Annotated in this window: 18 protein-coding genes; 7 read left to right on the top strand and 11 right to left on the bottom strand. The window is 62.7% G+C overall.

Going from position 1 to position 15283, the window contains the following annotated elements; genetic code table 11:
• Positions 1-105 precede the first annotated feature (105 nt).
• A complete protein-coding gene (locus ACP7CJ_RS03020) occupies positions 106-1020 on the top strand; it encodes a LysR family transcriptional regulator (RefSeq protein WP_426099497.1) in 915 nt (304 codons plus the stop codon).
• A gap of 122 nt (positions 1021-1142) precedes the next feature.
• On the opposite strand, the gene ACP7CJ_RS03015 is transcribed toward ACP7CJ_RS03020, so the two are convergent.
• The 3 genes from ACP7CJ_RS03015 to ACP7CJ_RS03005 are packed head-to-tail and all read right to left on the bottom strand — an operon-like array spanning position 1143 to position 3037.
• Positions 1143-1685, bottom strand: coding sequence for a DUF2937 family protein (locus ACP7CJ_RS03015; protein ID WP_017848756.1), 543 nt, complete (start codon positions 1683-1685; stop codon positions 1143-1145).
• Positions 1686-1696: 11 nt separating this feature from the next.
• A complete protein-coding gene (locus ACP7CJ_RS03010) occupies positions 1697-2473 on the bottom strand; it encodes a class II glutamine amidotransferase (RefSeq protein ID WP_276197020.1) in 777 nt (258 codons plus the stop codon).
• A 30-nt stretch (positions 2474-2503) separates the two neighbouring features.
• Positions 2504-3037: an MFS transporter gene (locus ACP7CJ_RS03005; RefSeq protein WP_276197019.1), complete on the bottom strand. Its 534-nt coding sequence runs from the start codon at positions 3035-3037 to the stop codon at positions 2504-2506.
• Positions 3038-3058: 21 nt separating this feature from the next.
• Between ACP7CJ_RS03005 and ACP7CJ_RS03000 the strand changes: the two genes are divergently transcribed.
• Entirely contained in the window at positions 3059-5113 is a 2055-nt protein-coding gene (locus ACP7CJ_RS03000) for a S9 family peptidase (protein WP_426099498.1), read from the top strand.
• A gap of 47 nt (positions 5114-5160) precedes the next feature.
• Here the strand turns inward: ACP7CJ_RS03000 and ACP7CJ_RS02995 are convergent, their stop codons facing one another.
• Positions 5161-5439 (bottom strand): hypothetical protein, encoded by a 279-nt coding sequence (locus ACP7CJ_RS02995; protein ID WP_276197017.1) that lies wholly within the window; start codon positions 5437-5439, stop codon positions 5161-5163.
• A 78-nt stretch (positions 5440-5517) separates the two neighbouring features.
• Here ACP7CJ_RS02995 and ACP7CJ_RS02990 point away from each other — a divergent pair, with 78 nt between their 5' ends.
• The 4 genes from ACP7CJ_RS02990 (at position 5518) to ACP7CJ_RS02975 (ending at position 7725) form a co-directional block, all read left to right on the top strand.
• Positions 5518-6204, top strand: coding sequence for a spermidine synthase (locus tag ACP7CJ_RS02990; protein ID WP_247406490.1), 687 nt, complete (start codon positions 5518-5520; stop codon positions 6202-6204).
• Positions 6205-6264: 60 nt separating this feature from the next.
• Entirely contained in the window at positions 6265-6639 is a 375-nt protein-coding gene (locus ACP7CJ_RS02985; protein WP_048725827.1) for a YajD family HNH nuclease, read from the top strand.
• A gap of 199 nt (positions 6640-6838) precedes the next feature.
• Entirely contained in the window at positions 6839-7306 is a 468-nt protein-coding gene (locus ACP7CJ_RS02980; RefSeq protein ID WP_247406491.1) for an RNA methyltransferase, read from the top strand.
• Between the two features lie 68 nt (positions 7307-7374).
• A complete protein-coding gene (locus tag ACP7CJ_RS02975; RefSeq protein ID WP_426099499.1) occupies positions 7375-7725 on the top strand; it encodes a YgaP family membrane protein in 351 nt (116 codons plus the stop codon).
• Positions 7726-7858: 133 nt separating this feature from the next.
• Here ACP7CJ_RS02975 and ACP7CJ_RS02970 read toward each other — a convergent pair whose 3' ends face one another.
• Positions 7859-9079 (bottom strand): hypothetical protein, encoded by a 1221-nt coding sequence (locus tag ACP7CJ_RS02970; protein WP_426099500.1) that lies wholly within the window; start codon positions 9077-9079, stop codon positions 7859-7861.
• A 13-nt stretch (positions 9080-9092) separates the two neighbouring features.
• Positions 9093-9542 (bottom strand): YcgN family cysteine cluster protein, encoded by a 450-nt coding sequence (locus ACP7CJ_RS02965; RefSeq protein ID WP_276197014.1) that lies wholly within the window; start codon positions 9540-9542, stop codon positions 9093-9095.
• Between the two features lie 153 nt (positions 9543-9695).
• On the opposite strand from ACP7CJ_RS02965, the gene ACP7CJ_RS02960 reads away from it, so the two are divergent.
• On the top strand, positions 9696-10289 hold the full coding sequence (locus ACP7CJ_RS02960) for a nitroreductase family protein (protein ID WP_276197013.1): 594 nt from the start codon (positions 9696-9698) through the stop codon (positions 10287-10289).
• Between the two features lie 64 nt (positions 10290-10353).
• Here ACP7CJ_RS02960 and ACP7CJ_RS02955 read toward each other — a convergent pair whose 3' ends face one another.
• The 5 genes from ACP7CJ_RS02955 to ACP7CJ_RS02935 form a co-directional block, all read right to left on the bottom strand.
• Positions 10354-11286, bottom strand: a complete 933-nt coding sequence (locus ACP7CJ_RS02955; protein WP_426099501.1) for a D-2-hydroxyacid dehydrogenase — start codon at positions 11284-11286, stop codon at positions 10354-10356.
• Between the two features lie 107 nt (positions 11287-11393).
• Positions 11394-11687, bottom strand: coding sequence for a YcgL domain-containing protein (locus tag ACP7CJ_RS02950; RefSeq protein ID WP_017848744.1), 294 nt, complete (start codon positions 11685-11687; stop codon positions 11394-11396).
• Positions 11684-12817 carry a ribonuclease D gene (rnd, locus tag ACP7CJ_RS02945; protein WP_426099502.1) on the bottom strand — a complete coding sequence of 378 codons (1134 nt, stop codon included), beginning with the start codon at positions 12815-12817 and terminating at the stop codon, positions 11684-11686. The genes ACP7CJ_RS02950 and rnd overlap by 4 nt, the downstream gene beginning before the upstream one ends.
• A gap of 122 nt (positions 12818-12939) precedes the next feature.
• A complete protein-coding gene (locus ACP7CJ_RS02940) occupies positions 12940-13539 on the bottom strand; it encodes a class I SAM-dependent methyltransferase (protein ID WP_276197010.1) in 600 nt (199 codons plus the stop codon).
• Positions 13540-13640: 101 nt separating this feature from the next.
• Positions 13641-15017 carry a glutamine synthetase family protein gene (locus ACP7CJ_RS02935; RefSeq protein ID WP_426099503.1) on the bottom strand — a complete coding sequence of 459 codons (1377 nt, stop codon included), beginning with the start codon at positions 15015-15017 and terminating at the stop codon, positions 13641-13643.
• Positions 15018-15283: the final 266 nt, after the last annotated feature.

Genomic DNA, 15283 nt, shown 5'->3' with positions numbered 1-15283 from the left:
GACACCCCAACGACGCTTATCGTGGAACGGCTCGATTTTTGGCGTTTGCCCGGTGCGGCGTCCAACTAATAAAAACCGATCCATGCATAAGAAAAAGTTGATCCCATGAATTTGAAGTTCCTCGAAACCTTCGTCTGGGTGGCCAAGCTCAAGAGTTTCCGCCTGACCGCCGAGAAACTGTTCACCACACAGGCCTCGATCTCCAGCCGCATCGCCGTGCTGGAGAGCGAACTGGGGGTGAAGCTGTTTCTGCGTGATTCGCGCGGCGTCAGCCTGACGCCGGAAGGCTTGAAGGTACTCGATTACGCCGAGCAAATGATGGTGACCATGCAGGGTTTGAAACAGTCCCTGGAGACCACCAGCAGCAAGGTCGGGCGAATTCGTATCGGTGCAATGGACACGGTGATCCACACCTGGCTGAGCCCGTTGGTCGCCGAATTGATGGACCATTTCCCACGGGTGGAAATCGAGTTGGTCGCCGATACCGCACTCAACCTCAGCGACCAACTGCAAAAAGGCTTCCTCGATCTGATCCTGCAAACGGACCTGCTGCGCCTGGAAACCGTGCGCAGCCTGGAACTGGCCAGCCACCCCATGGCCTGGATCGTCGCCAGCCAGTCGATCTACAACCGCAACTACGCCTCCCTCGCCGAACTGGCCCAGGAGCGCATCATCACCTACTCGAAAAATTCCCACCCGCACCAGGATGTCTTGAGCCTGATGCAGGCCAACGGCGTCGCGGCACCGCGTATGAACTGCGTGAATTCGGTGTCGGCCATTACCCGCTTGCTGCGCGATGGTTTCGGCATTGGTGCACTGCCGCCTGTGTTGGTGCGCGAAGAGCTGGCGCGCGGGGAACTGGTGATGCTGCCGATGGCGCAGAAACTGCCGAATTTGCAGGTGGTGGTGTCGTGGCGCGTGGGGGTAGAACTGGTGGAGGAGATTGTGGGGCTGTGCCAGAAGGTCGTTGCCCGCTATGCCGAGGAAGTCGGCGAAGAGCGGATGGTACTGAGCAACTGAAGGAACCCAATCCAAATGTGGGAGGGGGCTTGCCCCCGATAGCAGGGTGTCAGTCAGCTTATTTTTAGCTGATCCACCGCTATCGGGGGCAAGCCCCCTCCCACATTTGACCGAGTTGGGCGTTAGAGGCCCTTAAGGTCGCGCTCTTCGATCGGCCGGCTCTGGCGAAGACGCTTACCGCCCAACACCACCCAGTCGATCAAGCGGAACAGGCACTCCAGGCCGAACGACAACAACATCGCCCCGCCCAGGCCCCAGCCCATGGCTTCGGGGGTCAGCAGGATCTGGTAGCTGTAGCCGTTCCAGGTTTCCAGGCGGATCGCCGGGTCGGCCGCCACCGCCACCTGCAGGGCGCGGATGTACCAGGGGCCTTGCATGGCCTGGAATTGCTTGTCCAACGCCAACTGGCGATCCAATAACGTGCCGAGGCTATTGGCATCGCTGCGAAACACCGGGTCGTCGCTGGCGCGGTAGTGGGCGACCAGGGCCTGCAAGTCGCCGTTGAAGAACTGTTGCGCGGTGGATTCAAAGCCGCGCAGACCGGTCTGGGCCTCGATCAGATGGGCTTCGACGCGCTTGGCGTAGTCATTGATAAAACCCGGCACTTGCACACCGACCAACAAGCCAATGGCAAACAACACCAACCGCAGATAGCTGAGCAACATAGTCGACTTCCTTACTCGGTAATGCCCTGGCTGACGCATTCACCGCGCCGCCACAGGCTCCACTGGCCCGGTTCGTAGCGAGTCCAGTTTTCGTTGTCGGTCAGCGGTTCGGTGGCAATCACCGTGACCACATCATTAGGCGTTGTTTCGGCCTGAAAATCGACGATCACGTCGACATCTTTCAAACGCGCCGGGCCAAACGGCGCGCGTCGGGTGATCTGCGCCAGTTTGGTCGAGCAGTAGCAAAACAACCAATCACCGTCGCTGAGCAGGCAGTTGAACACACCTTTGCTGCGGTATTCGGCGCAGGCAGCGACCAGGTCCGGCAGCATCTGTTCGATCTCCACCGGCTCCGGGAACGCCTCGCGGACCCGGTTGAGCAAGTCGCAGAACGCCGCTTCGCTGTCGGTGTCGCCCACCGGGCGGTAAAACGTGGCGCGTGGGTTGAAGCCCGCCAATTGACCGTTGTGCGCAAAGCACCAGTTACGCCCCCACAGTTCGCGCACGAACGGGTGGGTATTGGACAGGCACACCTTGCCCACGTTGGCCTGGCGGATATGGCCGATCACCACTTCACTTTTGATGGGATAACGCTGCACCAACAACGCGACTTCCGACTCGCTGCTCGCGGCCGGGTCCTGGAACAGGCGCAAGCCGCGGCCTTCATAGAAGGCGATGCCCCAACCGTCGCGGTGGGGGCCGGTACGCCCACCGCGCTGCATCAGCCCGGTAAAGCTGAACACGATGTCGGTGGGGACGTTGGCACTCATGCCCAATAATTCACACATGCCAGGGCTCTCGCTGCAGGGCAGACAACGTTAAAGGCGCGGTTCGACCCGCATACCGCTCACAGGCGCGGGGCGACGGAACGGCTCGTCATCCTCTTCCGGCTCGGCGGCCAAGGCCGCATCGACCGCAGCCTTGCGCTCACGGCGCGCCTTGGCGGCGCGCTCGATGGGCCAGCGTATCAACACAAACACGAGGTACACGCCAAAAGCGATCATCGTGTACATGAACAAGTCGGAGACGGCCCGCCAGGCGTTATTGCCGACCTTGAGCACCAGGTCCAACGCGGTAATCGCCACGGCGGGCGCGAACTGGGTCTTGACCGGGTCGACGACGGTCGGGCTCAACAGCAGCACGGCCATCAGTAATTGCAGTGGCTCGCGCAACCAGCGCCAGATCCAGCGGGTCATGCGCCACCACACCAACAAGCAGCCCAAAGCGGCGAAGGCGTAAAGGCCCCAAGCGGTCAGATAGTCGTTCTCGGTCATGGTGTCCATGGCAAGGTAGGCAAACAGGCCGCTATGATAACGGCTTTTGCGTGTCGCGGCTGCAATGCCTGCCACCATCCTCCAGACAGAGAGTGATCCATGCCGTCATCGACCCACATCACTGCCGCCCCGATTGCCCGCAAGGCCACGGGCCAGGACCCTTACGCCTGGCTGCAAGCGCGTGACAGCGCTGAAGTCATGGATTACCTCAAGGCCGAAAACGCCTGGCAGGAAGCCCAACTCGCCGAGCAACAGGCGCTGCGTGAAACCCTGTTCGAAGAGATCAAGGGCCGCATCCTCGAAACCGACCTGTCGCTGCCCTCCCCCTGGGGCCCGTACCTGTATTACACGCGCACCACCGCCGGCGACGAATACGCCCGCCACTACCGCTGCCGCCGCCCGGCCGATGACAGCAGCCTGGTGGATGACAGCAGCGAAGAGCTGTTGCTCGACCCCAATGCGTTGGCCAACGGCGGCTTTTTCTCCCTCGGCGCGTTCAGCATCAGCCCCGACCACCAGCGCCTGGCCTACAGCCTCGACACCAGTGGCGAAGAGATCTACACCCTGTACGTGAAGGAATTGGCCACCGACAAAGTCAGCGAACTGGCGTTCGACAACTGCGACGGCAGCATGACCTGGGCCAATGACAGCCTGACGCTATTCTTCGGCGAGCTGGACGACACCCATCGCCCGCACAAACTCTACCGCTATCGCCTGGACGGCACGGCAGCGCAGGAAGTGTTCCACGAGACCGACGGGCGTTTCTTCCTGCACTGCTACCGTTCCAGCTCCGAGCGCCAGTTACTGGTGGCCCTGGGCAGCAAGACCACCAGTGAAATCTGGGCGCTAGACGCCGACCAGCCGCACCTGGACTTCACCTGCCTGGCGCCACGGGTCGAAGACCACGAGTACGACGTCGACCACGGCCAGCTCGACGGCGCGTGGACATGGTTTATCCGCAGCAACCGCGACGGCATCAACTACGCGCTGTTCGTAGCCGCCGACACCGGCCGCGTGCCGACCCAAGCCGACTGGCAAAACCTGATCCCCCACAGCGATGAGGTAATGCTCGACGGCGTGAGCCTGAACGCCAGCGCCATGACCCTGAGCCTGCGCATTGGCGGACTGCCGGTCATCGAAGTGCATCCCCAGGGTCTGCCGACCTACCGCGTGGAATTGCCTGACGCCGCCTACAGCCTCTACGTACAAAACAGCCTGGAATTCCCCAGCGACAAGATCCGCCTGCGCTATGAAGCGCTGAACCGCCCGGCCCAGGTGCGCCAGCTGGAACTGGCCAGCGGTGCACAACAGGTGCTCAAGGAAACCCCGGTACTCGGCGTGTTCAACGCCGACGATTACGTCAGCCAGCGTTTGTGGGCGACCTCCGCCGATGGCACCCAGGTGCCGATCAGCCTAGTGGTCAAGCGCGACCAGCTCGGCAAGCCGACGCCGCTGTACCTCTACGGCTACGGCGCCTACGGCCAGAGCCTTGATCCGTGGTTCTCCCACGCCCGCTTGAGCCTGCTGGACCGTGGCGTCGCGTTTGCTATTGCGCACGTGCGCGGCGGCGGCGAGCTGGGCGAAGCCTGGTACCGCAACGGCAAGCAGGAACACAAACAGAACACGTTCAGCGACTTCATTGCCTGTGCCGAACACCTGATTGCACAGGGTTTGACCAGCGCCAAACAGCTAGTAATCAGCGGCGGCAGCGCCGGCGGCCTGTTGATCGGCGCGGTGCTCAACCAGCGGCCGGAGCTGTTCCAGGCGGCGATTGCCGAAGTGCCGTTTGTCGACGTGCTCAACACCATGCTCGACCCGGACCTGCCGCTGACCGTCACCGAGTACGACGAGTGGGGCAACCCGCAAGAACCCGAGGTCTACGCCCGCATCAAGGCGTATGCGCCGTATGAAAACGTCCGCGCCCAGGCCTACCCGGCCCTGCTGGTGATTGCCGGCTACAACGACAGCCGCGTGCAGTACTGGGAAGCGGCCAAGTGGGTGGCCAAGCTGCGCGACACCAAGACAAACGACAACCTGCTGCTGCTCAAGACCGAACTGGGGGCCGGCCACGGCGGCATGAGCGGGCGTTATCAGGGGTTACGTGACGTAGCGCTCGAATATGCATTTGTGTTCAAGGCGCTGGGGTTGGTTTAGCAGCTTTGTACGGTGGTCCCGTCTGAACACTGGACCGCCCTACCGTGTTAACCGCCGGGCGTCTTTGGCTTGCTGTCGTTCGGCGGCACGCCGGGGACCGTCTGGTCCTTCGGTGGCGCAGGTAACACGATGGGCACCAACGGCGGCGAGCCGTTCGTCTTGGGCACGGCCGGCGGGGTGACTTGCGGATACAGCGTCGGGGTGGCGGTGCCCGGCGCGCCAGGGGTTGGTGTCGGCGCAACCGGTACGGTTTGCAACTCCTGAGCCTGCACCGCACCCAATGTGAGCGCGCCGAGCACAATGACCGTTAGAATGCTGCACTTCATCGATGGCTCCATGGCCTGACCGGAATGTCGTAAGGCTACTCCCAACCGCGCAAGAATGCCCTTCCCAATGAGATTTCCATGAAACGTTTCGTTCTGCTGGACACCACCCCGATCCCCGACAACGGCGGTGCTTTGTGCCTGTTCGAATACGGCGAGGATTTTGTCATCAAGATCCAGGGCGGCGACGGCGGCCAGTTGATGAACACGCGCATGCATGGCTCCGAAGACGCGCTGGCGGAAATTCCTTGTCGCAAAGTCGCCGGCCGCCCCGGTTCGCGGGTATTGATCGGCGGGCTGGGCATGGGCTTTACCCTCGCGTCGGCCCTCAAGCACCTGGGCAAGACCGCCGAAGTGGTGGTGGCGGAGTTGGTGCCCGGCGTCGTGGAATGGAACCGCGGCCCTTTGGGCGAAAAGGCCGGGCGCCCATTGCTCGACCCGCGCACCGTGATCCGCATGGAAGACGTGGCCAAGGTGCTGCAAGCCGAGCCCCACGGCTTTGATGCGATCATGCTCGACGTAGACAACGGCCCCGAAGGCCTCACGCAAAAAGCCAACAGCTGGCTCTACTCCGCCGGTGGCCTGGCCGCCTGCGCCAAGGCCCTGCGCCCCAAGGGCGTGCTCGCGGTATGGTCGGCCAGCGCCGACAAGCTGTTCAGCGACAAGCTGCGCAAGGCCGGCTTCAAGGCCGAAGAAGTGCAGGTGTTCGCCCATGGCAACAAGGGCACGCGGCACACCATCTGGATTGCGGAAAAGCTCAAGGGCTAATTGCGCCGCGATTGGCTAGAATCAACCTTATCCGTGAACCACCCAAAGACAGGAGCCATGATGAGCTCGACCAACCCGCCCTCCCACACCGCCAAGCTGGACCGCATCCTCGCCGATGCCCAGCGCGACCGGGAAATGGGCTACCGCGACAAAGCCCTGAAAATGTACCCCCACGTGTGCGGCCGCTGCGCCCGTGAATTCGCCGGCAAGCGCCTGAGCGAACTGACCGTACACCACCGCAACCACAACCATGACGACAACCCCCAGGACGGTTCCAACTGGGAGTTGCTGTGCCTGTACTGCCACGACAACGAGCACTCACGCTACACCGACCAGCAGTACTTCAGCGAAGGCTCCACCAGCAGCCCGACGATCGCCAAGGCCACGCACAACCCCTTTGCTGCGTTGGCAGGGTTGATGAAGAAGGACGACTGAAGCGCGTCGCTGCCTGTCCCGGCCTCATCACGGGCAAGCCCGCTCGCACCCTCGACCGCATTCCAGAGCATGGACACGGACCAATGTGGGAGCGGGCTTGCTCGCGAAGGCGGCAGCGCTAGCGACACACCGCTCGATAGCGACAACAGCCCGACCAATCCCCGTATAATCGCCGCTTTTCTCCAAGGCACCCTTCCCCGTGGGCAATAAACGCTACAGCTGCATTGGTCTGTATAACCCCAAATCCCCCGAAAACGTCGGTTCGGTGATGCGCGCCGCCGGCTGCTACGGCGTGGCCTCGGTGTTCTACACCGGCAAGCGCTACGAGCGCGCCCGGGATTTCATCACCGACACCAAGAAGGTCCACCACGACATTCCGCTGATCGGCATCGACGACCTGAAAAAAATCCTGCCGCTGGGCTGCATTCCGGTCGCCGTCGAACTGGTGGAAGGCGCCCGCCCACTGCCTGAATACACCCACCCCGACCGCGCGCTGTACATCTTCGGCCCCGAAGATGGCTCCCTCGACAAAGAGATCCGCGACTGGTGTGAAGACGTGGTGTATATCCCGACCACCGGCTGCATGAACCTCGCCGCCACCGTCAACGTGGTGCTCTACGACCGCATGGCCAAGGGCAATAACACCCGCTCGGGCCCCAAGTACTGATTTTTCGGGAACATCCGGCGCCTGCACACAGTCAGTTGCGTATCACTAGCCCTTGTTGGAGACAGACCATGAGCGACAGCAAAACCCTACGACCTATCATTGAATCCACCCCGTTCCAGGCCCGCCCTACACAGAACGTACACGGCTGGGAGCGCATCGGCTCGGTAGCCGGCGGCGTGATGATGGTCGGCAAAGGCCTGCGCCGTGGCGGGATTTTCGGGCTGCTTCAGGTGGCGATTGGCGGCGTAGCGTTGGCGCGTGGTTTTACCGGGCACAGTTCGCTCAAAGACAAGCTGGAACAAGGCCGCCAGGAAATGAACAGCGTGCGCACGAAAATCGAGCGGGCCGGCGAAGAGTTGAAAAACCTGAAGACCAAGGCGCAAGTGGCCGCCGAAAAGGCCACAAAAACCACCGGCTGAGCCAAGTCTTCTGCCTGTTGGTGATCCACATGTGGGAGGGGGCTTGCTCCCCCGATAGCAGAGTGTCAGTTGCCACCTACAGTGACGCAACCACCGCTATCGGGAGCAAGCCCCCTCCCACCTTTATTCTGGGTCAGCGCAACAGCTTGGAGTCCAGCACCACCGACGACTCGCCGATAATGCTCTCGGCCAACTGCACGAACGCCCGGGTGTTTATGCTGTTCGCACGCATCACCGCTTGCGCGAGATCATCCAGGGAGCGCTTGTTGTGGGTTTTCACGCGGATCTCGCGATCCAGCTCCTGCATCACCACCACCGCCCGCGCCACGGTTGCGCCGCTGACGTGCTCGCCGCGCAAGGTGGTGACATCCTTGCCTTCGCGGGTCAGCCGCGCCTGTATCGCCGCATAACGCTCATCGGTGATCCCGCCGCCACGGCGCAGCAGTTCGATCGCGTAATACTCCGTCAGGCCTTCGCCGATCCAGTCGCTGGTGTCATGGTTGTTGAAGCGGCCAATGGCTTGCACCACTTCGCGGATCAACGGGCTGCTGCCGTTTTCACTGACCAGCGGCGTGCGGCTGTTGAGGTAGATCGAGTCGCGTGCCGAAAAGGCGCCACGGCGCATCGGGTCGCTGGCGCCGACGATCAATAGCTTGGCGGGGTGACGCGGGAACGCGGCTTCCACCTGCGGCCAGACGAAGGTCAGCAACGTCAGCACATCCATACGACGCATGGCCTGGCCCTTGGGCGAGGCCACGGTGACGTCGGTTTCCCCCAGGCGCACCCGGCGGCTGCCGAGGTTACCGGCGAGCATCCAACCGGTGGGCCGGTCGAACAGGCGGGAGACGTTGTCGATCCGGAAGGTGTGCTTGCCGATACGCGGCCAGGCGGTTTCGACGCTTTTCCAGCCGGTTGGCAGCTCGAACACCAGGCGCGAGACCAGCTCGACGCCGTCCTGCTGGTCGAGGTGCGCGGTTGGCACCAAATCTTCCCCGCGAAACAGCGCCCAGCTCGGCGTTATCCGCGCGTCATAGGCACCCGGCTTGCGCGCATGGCTAAGGCGTACACGGTAGGTCAGGCTGGCCTTGTCGGCGCTAGGTTGCCAAAGGCCGCGATGGCCACTGACTGTCCATTGGCCGTCGGCCTGGAAATCGCTGTAGTCACCGTCGCGACCCAGCTCGAAATCCAGGCTGCGCACCACCGAACCCTGGGACAGACTCACGCGCACCTGCGCCTGATCGCTCTGGGGCAGCAGTTTGACGTGATAGTCCAAGTCGACTTTCTTCGCGCACCACGCCGGCGTGCTCAGCGCCAGCAACACCAGGCTCGCCGCCAACTGGGTCAGCCCCCTCATACTCACTCCTTGTTCAGCCCGCGCGGAAGATCAGGTAATCCTCCCAGTCGTCTTCGGGCACGCTGCCTTCGGCGAGCATGCGTCCGGACTGGGAAATGCGTTCGTGATGCACGGCGTCACGGTCGCCGCAGACCAGGTGATGCCACAGCGGCAAGTCCTTGCGCTCGCTGACCAAGCGGTAGCCGCAGGTGGGCGGCAGCCACTTGAACTGGTCGGCATGGCCCGGGGTGAGCTGGATACAGTCGGGCACCGACGCGCGGCGGTTAGGGTAATCGGTACACTGGCAGGTTTTCAGGTCGAGCAGTTTGCAGGCGATGCGCGTGTAATAGACGCTGTTGTCGTCTTCATCCTCGAGCTTTTGCAGGCAGCACAGGCCACAGCCGTCGCACAACGACTCCCACTCCTCCTGATCGAGGTGTTCAAGGGTTTTGCGTATCCAGAAAGGTTCGACTTTGGCGGCCATGGCTCTACATCAGTATCGGTAGGTGAAAAGGCCGTCAGTCTAGTGCCCAAGACCACTGCGGCCAAGCGCTTACGACTGGCGGTGTTACAAGACTTGTCAGTCTAGCGGGGGCGCAGTAGCTTTGGGCGCCGAATTGACAATCAGGAACTGCCCATGAGCACCAACCCCCGCGCTGCCGATTACCCGATCAACCCCCAGTTCACTGACCGCTGGTCGCCCCGCGCCTTCACCGGCGAGAGCATCCCGCAGGAAACCCTGCTGAGCTTTTTTGAAGCCGCGCGCTGGGCGCCATCGGCCTATAACTCGCAGCCCTGGCGCTTCCTCTACGCGCGCCGGGACACGCCGGACTGGGAGCGCTTCCTGGGCTTGTTGAACGAATTCAACCGCAACTGGGCGCAGCATGCGTCGGCCCTGGTGATCATCGCCTCGAAAACCGACTTCATCGCCCCCGGCGCCACCGAAGAAACCCCGGCCCTGTGGCACACCTTCGACACCGGTTCGGCCTGGGGCTACCTCGCGCTACAGGCCAGCCTCAGCGGCTGGCATACGCATGGCATGGCCGGCTTCGATCAGGAACTGACACGCAAGGCGCTGAAGATTCCACAGGGTTATGCGCTGCATGCGGCGGTCGCGATCGGCAAGCTGGGCGACAAGTCGACCTTGCCCGAGTACCTGCAAGGCCGTGAGACGCCAAGCCCGCGTAAGCCATTGAGCGAACTGGTGTCGGAGGGTGACTTCAGCCTCTGAAGCTGAGGCGATACCCAATGTGGGAGTGGGCAAGCCCGCTCTCACATTTTTGCTCAGCGTCGTGTCAGTATCCGCGCTCGAAATCCACTTCACCGCGCAAGGCTTGCGTGGCCTGGTACGCGCGCACGTTCTCCAGAAACAGTTGCACCATCATCGGCGGCGAGGTCGGTGCCGAGCTGTGCCCGGTCAGCAGCAGGCCCCAGGCGGTCCAGAACGGGTGGCGTTGCGGCAACGGTTCCTGGCGACACACATCGATCACCGCACCGGCCAAGTGCCCTTCTTTCAAGGCTTCGACCAGATCGGCATCGACCACCGCGACGCCACGGCCGACGTTGATGAACAACCCGCTCGGCTTGAACTGCGTGAACAACGCCGCGTCGTACAGGTCGTGGGTGTTCGGCGTATTCGGCAGCAGGTTGATCACGTAGTCCGCTTCGCCCACCAGCCGGCCCAGTTGATCGATCCCGGCCACTTCGATAAACGGTGCCTGCTCGCGTGCCTGGCTGGCAATGCCGTACAGCTTGACGCCAAACGGCACGAGAAACTGCGCTACGCGTTGGCCGATATCACCGCAGCCGACGATCAACACCGTGCGCCCGGCGAGGCTCTGGCCCATGCGGCTGTCCCACTTGCGCTCGACCTGGCTGACCAGGCGCGCCAACACTTCGCGTTCATGGCCCAGCATGTAGGTGAGGATAAATTCCGCCATGACCTGGCCAAAAATCCCCACCGCGCGGGTCAGCCGATAGTCGCGGGGCAAACCCTCGGCCAGCAGCGGCGTGACACCGGCCCAGGTCGACTGCAGCCACTGCGGGTGGTGCCCCTGACGCAACAGGGTGGCCAGCAGGTCCGGCTGGCCAAGCCACACCGGGCAATCGGCGGCCAGGCGCGACAGTTCGGCCGAGTCGCCGCTGGTCAACACCTCAAGGTCCGGTGCCGCTTCGCTCAGCAACCGAGCGTAGAGCGGGTGATCCTGTTCAGCAATCAGAACACGCATGGTTCAAACCTTTCAAAAACAATGCAGACGGCCGCCCGTATCCTTACGGCCACCGTCCATTAATACGATTCCATGGAAAAATGCGCCCAGGACAGGGCACTGAGCGATCACATCGGGTCGTTGCGTCGCAGCAACTCTTCGGGCAAGTGTTCGATGTACTCGTCTTCGGCCGGTGGCATTTGCAGGTGGTAGCCCTGCTTTTCGAGGTTTTCCAGGACTACCGCGATGTCCTCGCGCGACAGCTTGCGCTCGGGCGTCAACACCATGTCGAACGCGTGATGGGCTTTGCCGAAGGCTTCCATCAAGGGTTCCGGCACGCGCTCCAGGGCATCGCTTTTCAGCACGTAGAGGTACATTTCGTTGCGTTTCAAGCTGCGATAGATGGAGCAAATACGTTTCAAGGCTGTTCTCCGGCAGTGGCCAGGCTGTCGAGCAGCGCCTGGCCCATCAACTCGCGGCGCCAGCCACGCAGCGAGGTTGGCAGTTTATAAGGCCCATCGGGGTAGCCACTTTTGACCAGGGCTTCGAGGGTTTTCTTGCGCAGCATCAGTTCCGGCGCCATGTCCAGGCGTTCGGCTTCAGCCTGGCCCAAGGCGCGCAGTTGCTTGATCAGCGCAGCGGCATCCACCGGCAGCGGTTCAGCCACGGCAGGCGGCCATTGGTCCATGGACACGCTGCCGACGCGCTTGATCAGGTCCAGCAGAAACTGGCCATCCTGACGCACGGTGCGCGGGTGCATGTCTTCGATTTTGCCCAGGGCGGCGAGGTTATCCGGCTGGGATTTGGCCAGGGGCCACAGCGAGTGTTCACGAATGATGCGGTTACGCGGCAGGTCGCGGGCACGCGCTTGCTGCTCGCGCCAGGCGCACAGTTCACGCAGCACGGCGAGTTGGGCACGGGACAGTTTCCACGCCAGCTTGGCGTCGCGGTACACCTCGTAAGGGTCGACTTCGCGGCGCAGGTTGGCCACCAGTTCGGCACCGTCGTCCAGGACCCAGGCGTATTTGTCGTCCGACAGCCGCGGGCGCAGGCGAATGAAGACCTCGGCCAGGTGGACCGCGTCTTCGGCGGCGTAGCTCACCTGGGTCTCGGACAACGGGCGCTGCAGCCAGTCGGAGCGGGTTTCACCCTTGGGCAAGTCGATATCGAGCACGGCTTGCACCAGGCGCGAATAGCCCATGGAGAACCCGAGGTTCAGGTAAGCCGCAGCCAGTTGGGTGTCAAACAACGGCACCGGCAGGCTGCCGGTCAGGCGCAGCAATACTTCCAAGTCTTCGCTACAGGCGTGGACCACTTTGATCACGGCCGGGTTTTCCAGCAAAGCGGCCAACGGTTGCCAGTTGTCGATGGTCAGAGGGTCGATCAGGTAAGCGCGCACGCCATCACCGATCTGGATCAGCCCGGCAATGGGATAAAAGGTGTCGACCCGCATGAATTCGGTGTCGAGGGCGACGAATGGCAACTGCTGCCATTCGGCGCAATGCTGGCCGAGGCTATCGTTGTCGCAGATCCAGTGAATATCGATGGCCACACGGCTCTCCCTTGAAGAATGGCGCGCAGTATATATCGCGGAAGGGACTTGCGAGCATCCGCAGTGCACACGCAATCATGAAAACTCCGACAGCGAGCGAAGAATAGTCCGATCGAGGGGAGTTATCCCGTCTTACGCAGAATGTAGACACGCCACACACTGGAGCCGGGGATGAACTCCTGGTAATTCAGGACCTCGAAGCCCGCCCGCCGGAACTCGTCCTCCACCGGCGTATGAGAGGCGACCGACACGATCACCGTGTCGCGGCTGACCCGATGAAACTCCTGCAGCAGCGCCTGGCGCGCTTCGCTGCTGGGTACATGGCGAAACAATTCCAGACAGAAAATGCAATCCACCGCATTCGCCGACAGGCCAATGGAAAACGCCGAACCTTGAAAGGTCTTGACCCGTTTGAGCAGCGACGTCGGGTGGTGGGTGCGGGCGTGGTCGAGCATGTCCTGGGAGTTATCCGAGGCGAGGATCACCCGGTTGACGTGTTCGGCCAACACCGGCCAGAACCGCCCCGAGCCGCAGGCCAGGTCGAGGACCAAACCGGGCTCGCCGGCGACCTTGAGGGCATTGCGCACCAGCCGCCCGTGACGCCACGCCGCCAGACGCCGACGCAACCCAGGCGGGTGCGTATCGCCGCAGATCCTGGCGTGCTCGCGGTCACAGCGCTCGGCGTATTCAATCTCGATGGAAGAAAGTGGTGGTGACGACATCACGGACTCATATGAGTGGAACGGTAGTGAACGACCTTGATTCGCAGCTTACCCACTGCAACGTGAAAAAAAGGTCGAAAACGCCACCCCTGCCATTCCACTCACGCGCAGTGCAGATACCAGCGCCAATCCTGCTCCCCCACCTCACCCATGAACTGCCGATATTCAGCACGTTTCACCGCCAGGTACACCCCGAGGAACTCACTGCCGAACGCCTCCCGTGCCCAGCTGGAATCTTCCAATGCGCGCAGGGTGGTGAGCCAGTCGGTGGGCAGTAACGCGTTGGCGTTGGCCTGGGCGTAGCCGTTGCCTTCCACCGGGGCGCCGGGGTCGCGTTGTTCGCGGATGCCGCGGTGGATACCGGCGAGGATCGCCGCCGCCGCCAGATAGGGGTTGGCGTCGGCACCGCAGAGGCGGTGTTCGATATGCCGCGACTGCGCCGGACCACCCGGCACGCGCAGGCAGACGGTGCGGTTATCGACGCCCCAGGTGGCGGCCAGCGGCGCGTAGCTGTTGGTCTGGAAGCGGCGATAGGAGTTGGCGTTGGGGCAGAACATCAGCAGCGAATCGAGCAAGGTGCTGAGCATGCCGCCCACCGCCTGGCGCAGCAACGGCGTGCCGTCGGCGGCCTCGCTGGCGAACAGGTTATTGCCCTCGGCATCCGCGAGACTGACGTGCATGTGCATGCCGGTGCCGGCCAGGTCGTCGAACGGCTTGGCCATGAAGCACGCTGTCATCCCGTGTTTGTGCGCCACGCCTTTGACCAGGCGCTTGTAACGCACCGCTTCATCCATCGCTTGCAGCGCATCGGCGCGGTGTTCCAAGGTGATTTCGACCTGGCCCGGGGCGTATTCGGAAATCGCCGTGCGGGCCGGGATGCCTTGCAGTTTGCAGGCGCTGTAAAGGTCGGCGAGAAACGGCTCGATCTGCTCCAGTTCGCGCAGACCATAGACCTGGGTCGCACGCGGGCGGCCGCCGTCAATGTCGCGTGCCGGTTGCGGGCGGCCGTTGCTGTCGGGTTTCTGGTCGAGCAGGTAGAACTCCAGTTCCGCCGCCATCACCGGGTAGTAACCGTCGGCCTTGAGCCCCTCGATCACCTTGGCCAGCACATGCCGGGGGTCGGCCACGGTGGCGGGCAAGCCTTCGGTGGGGTGCATGCTGACTTGCACCGCTGCCGTCGGAATCAACCGCCATGGCATGCGCTGCAAACTGCCGCTGATCGGGTAGGCACGGCAGTCGATATCGCCCACCTCCCACACCAGCCCGGAGTTTTCCACGTCATCGCCGTGGATCGTCAGGCCAAGGATCGTGCTGGGCAGCGGGCGACCACTTTCATACACCGCCAGCAGTTCGTCGCGATGCAGCAACTTGCCGCGCGGCACGCCATTGTTGTCGAGGATAAACAGCTCGAACATCTCGATGTCCGGGTTCTGCTCAAGGAAGGAGTGGGCTTCGTGCAGGCTGGCAAAAACACTCATGGCAATTCTCATACGTTTGCGTCAGGCAGGCACACAGGCGCCGCCGGGCGGATGCGCGCAGGTGCGCGTCATCCATCGGATAGATCAACGTAGGAGAGAGGTATCTGGTGGGCGCGCATGTCGACAGTGGAACAGGGCCCAGAAAGCCAGCGCAGAGGGTAACGCCTCGACATCCGCCGGACCGCTCGGCGCGACGACGCCAGGCAGTGTCTCGGGGTAAGTGTCGGGGCAACCGTCCATGGGCGAATCACAGTGGTGGAGTTGCC

Source organism: Pseudomonas sp. PSPC3-2, from assembly GCF_049897085.1.
Classification (GTDB): domain Bacteria; phylum Pseudomonadota; class Gammaproteobacteria; order Pseudomonadales; family Pseudomonadaceae; genus Aquipseudomonas; species Aquipseudomonas paraveronii.
This window is presented reverse-complemented; position numbering and strand designations above follow the sequence as displayed.

Bases quoted from the DNA above. Each gene is read 5' to 3' on its own strand.
- ACP7CJ_RS02965 (WP_276197014.1), bottom strand. From the start codon at position 9,542: ATGGCCGCCAAAGTCGAACCTTTCTGGATACGCAAAACCCTTGAACAC.
- ACP7CJ_RS03005 (WP_276197019.1), bottom strand. From the start codon at position 3,037: ATGGTGGCAGGCATTGCAGCCGCGACACGCAAAAGCCGTTATCATAGC.
- ACP7CJ_RS02955 (WP_426099501.1), bottom strand. From the start codon at position 11,286: ATGCGTGTTCTGATTGCTGAACAGGATCACCCGCTCTACGCTCGGTTG.
- ACP7CJ_RS02935 (WP_426099503.1), bottom strand. From the start codon at position 15,017: ATGAGTGTTTTTGCCAGCCTGCACGAAGCCCACTCCTTCCTTGAGCAG.
- ACP7CJ_RS03020 (WP_426099497.1), top strand. From the start codon at position 106: ATGAATTTGAAGTTCCTCGAAACCTTCGTCTGGGTGGCCAAGCTCAAG.
- ACP7CJ_RS02985 (WP_048725827.1), top strand. From the start codon at position 6,265: ATGAGCTCGACCAACCCGCCCTCCCACACCGCCAAGCTGGACCGCATC.
- ACP7CJ_RS02995 (WP_276197017.1), bottom strand. From the start codon at position 5,439: ATGAAGTGCAGCATTCTAACGGTCATTGTGCTCGGCGCGCTCACATTG.
- ACP7CJ_RS02940 (WP_276197010.1), bottom strand. From the start codon at position 13,539: ATGTCGTCACCACCACTTTCTTCCATCGAGATTGAATACGCCGAGCGC.
- ACP7CJ_RS03010 (WP_276197020.1), bottom strand. From the start codon at position 2,473: ATGTGTGAATTATTGGGCATGAGTGCCAACGTCCCCACCGACATCGTG.
- ACP7CJ_RS03015 (WP_017848756.1), bottom strand. From the start codon at position 1,685: ATGTTGCTCAGCTATCTGCGGTTGGTGTTGTTTGCCATTGGCTTGTTG.
- ACP7CJ_RS03000 (WP_426099498.1), top strand. From the start codon at position 3,059: ATGCCGTCATCGACCCACATCACTGCCGCCCCGATTGCCCGCAAGGCC.
- ACP7CJ_RS02990 (WP_247406490.1), top strand. From the start codon at position 5,518: ATGAAACGTTTCGTTCTGCTGGACACCACCCCGATCCCCGACAACGGC.
- ACP7CJ_RS02960 (WP_276197013.1), top strand. From the start codon at position 9,696: ATGAGCACCAACCCCCGCGCTGCCGATTACCCGATCAACCCCCAGTTC.
- ACP7CJ_RS02970 (WP_426099500.1), bottom strand. From the start codon at position 9,079: ATGAGGGGGCTGACCCAGTTGGCGGCGAGCCTGGTGTTGCTGGCGCTG.
- ACP7CJ_RS02975 (WP_426099499.1), top strand. From the start codon at position 7,375: ATGAGCGACAGCAAAACCCTACGACCTATCATTGAATCCACCCCGTTC.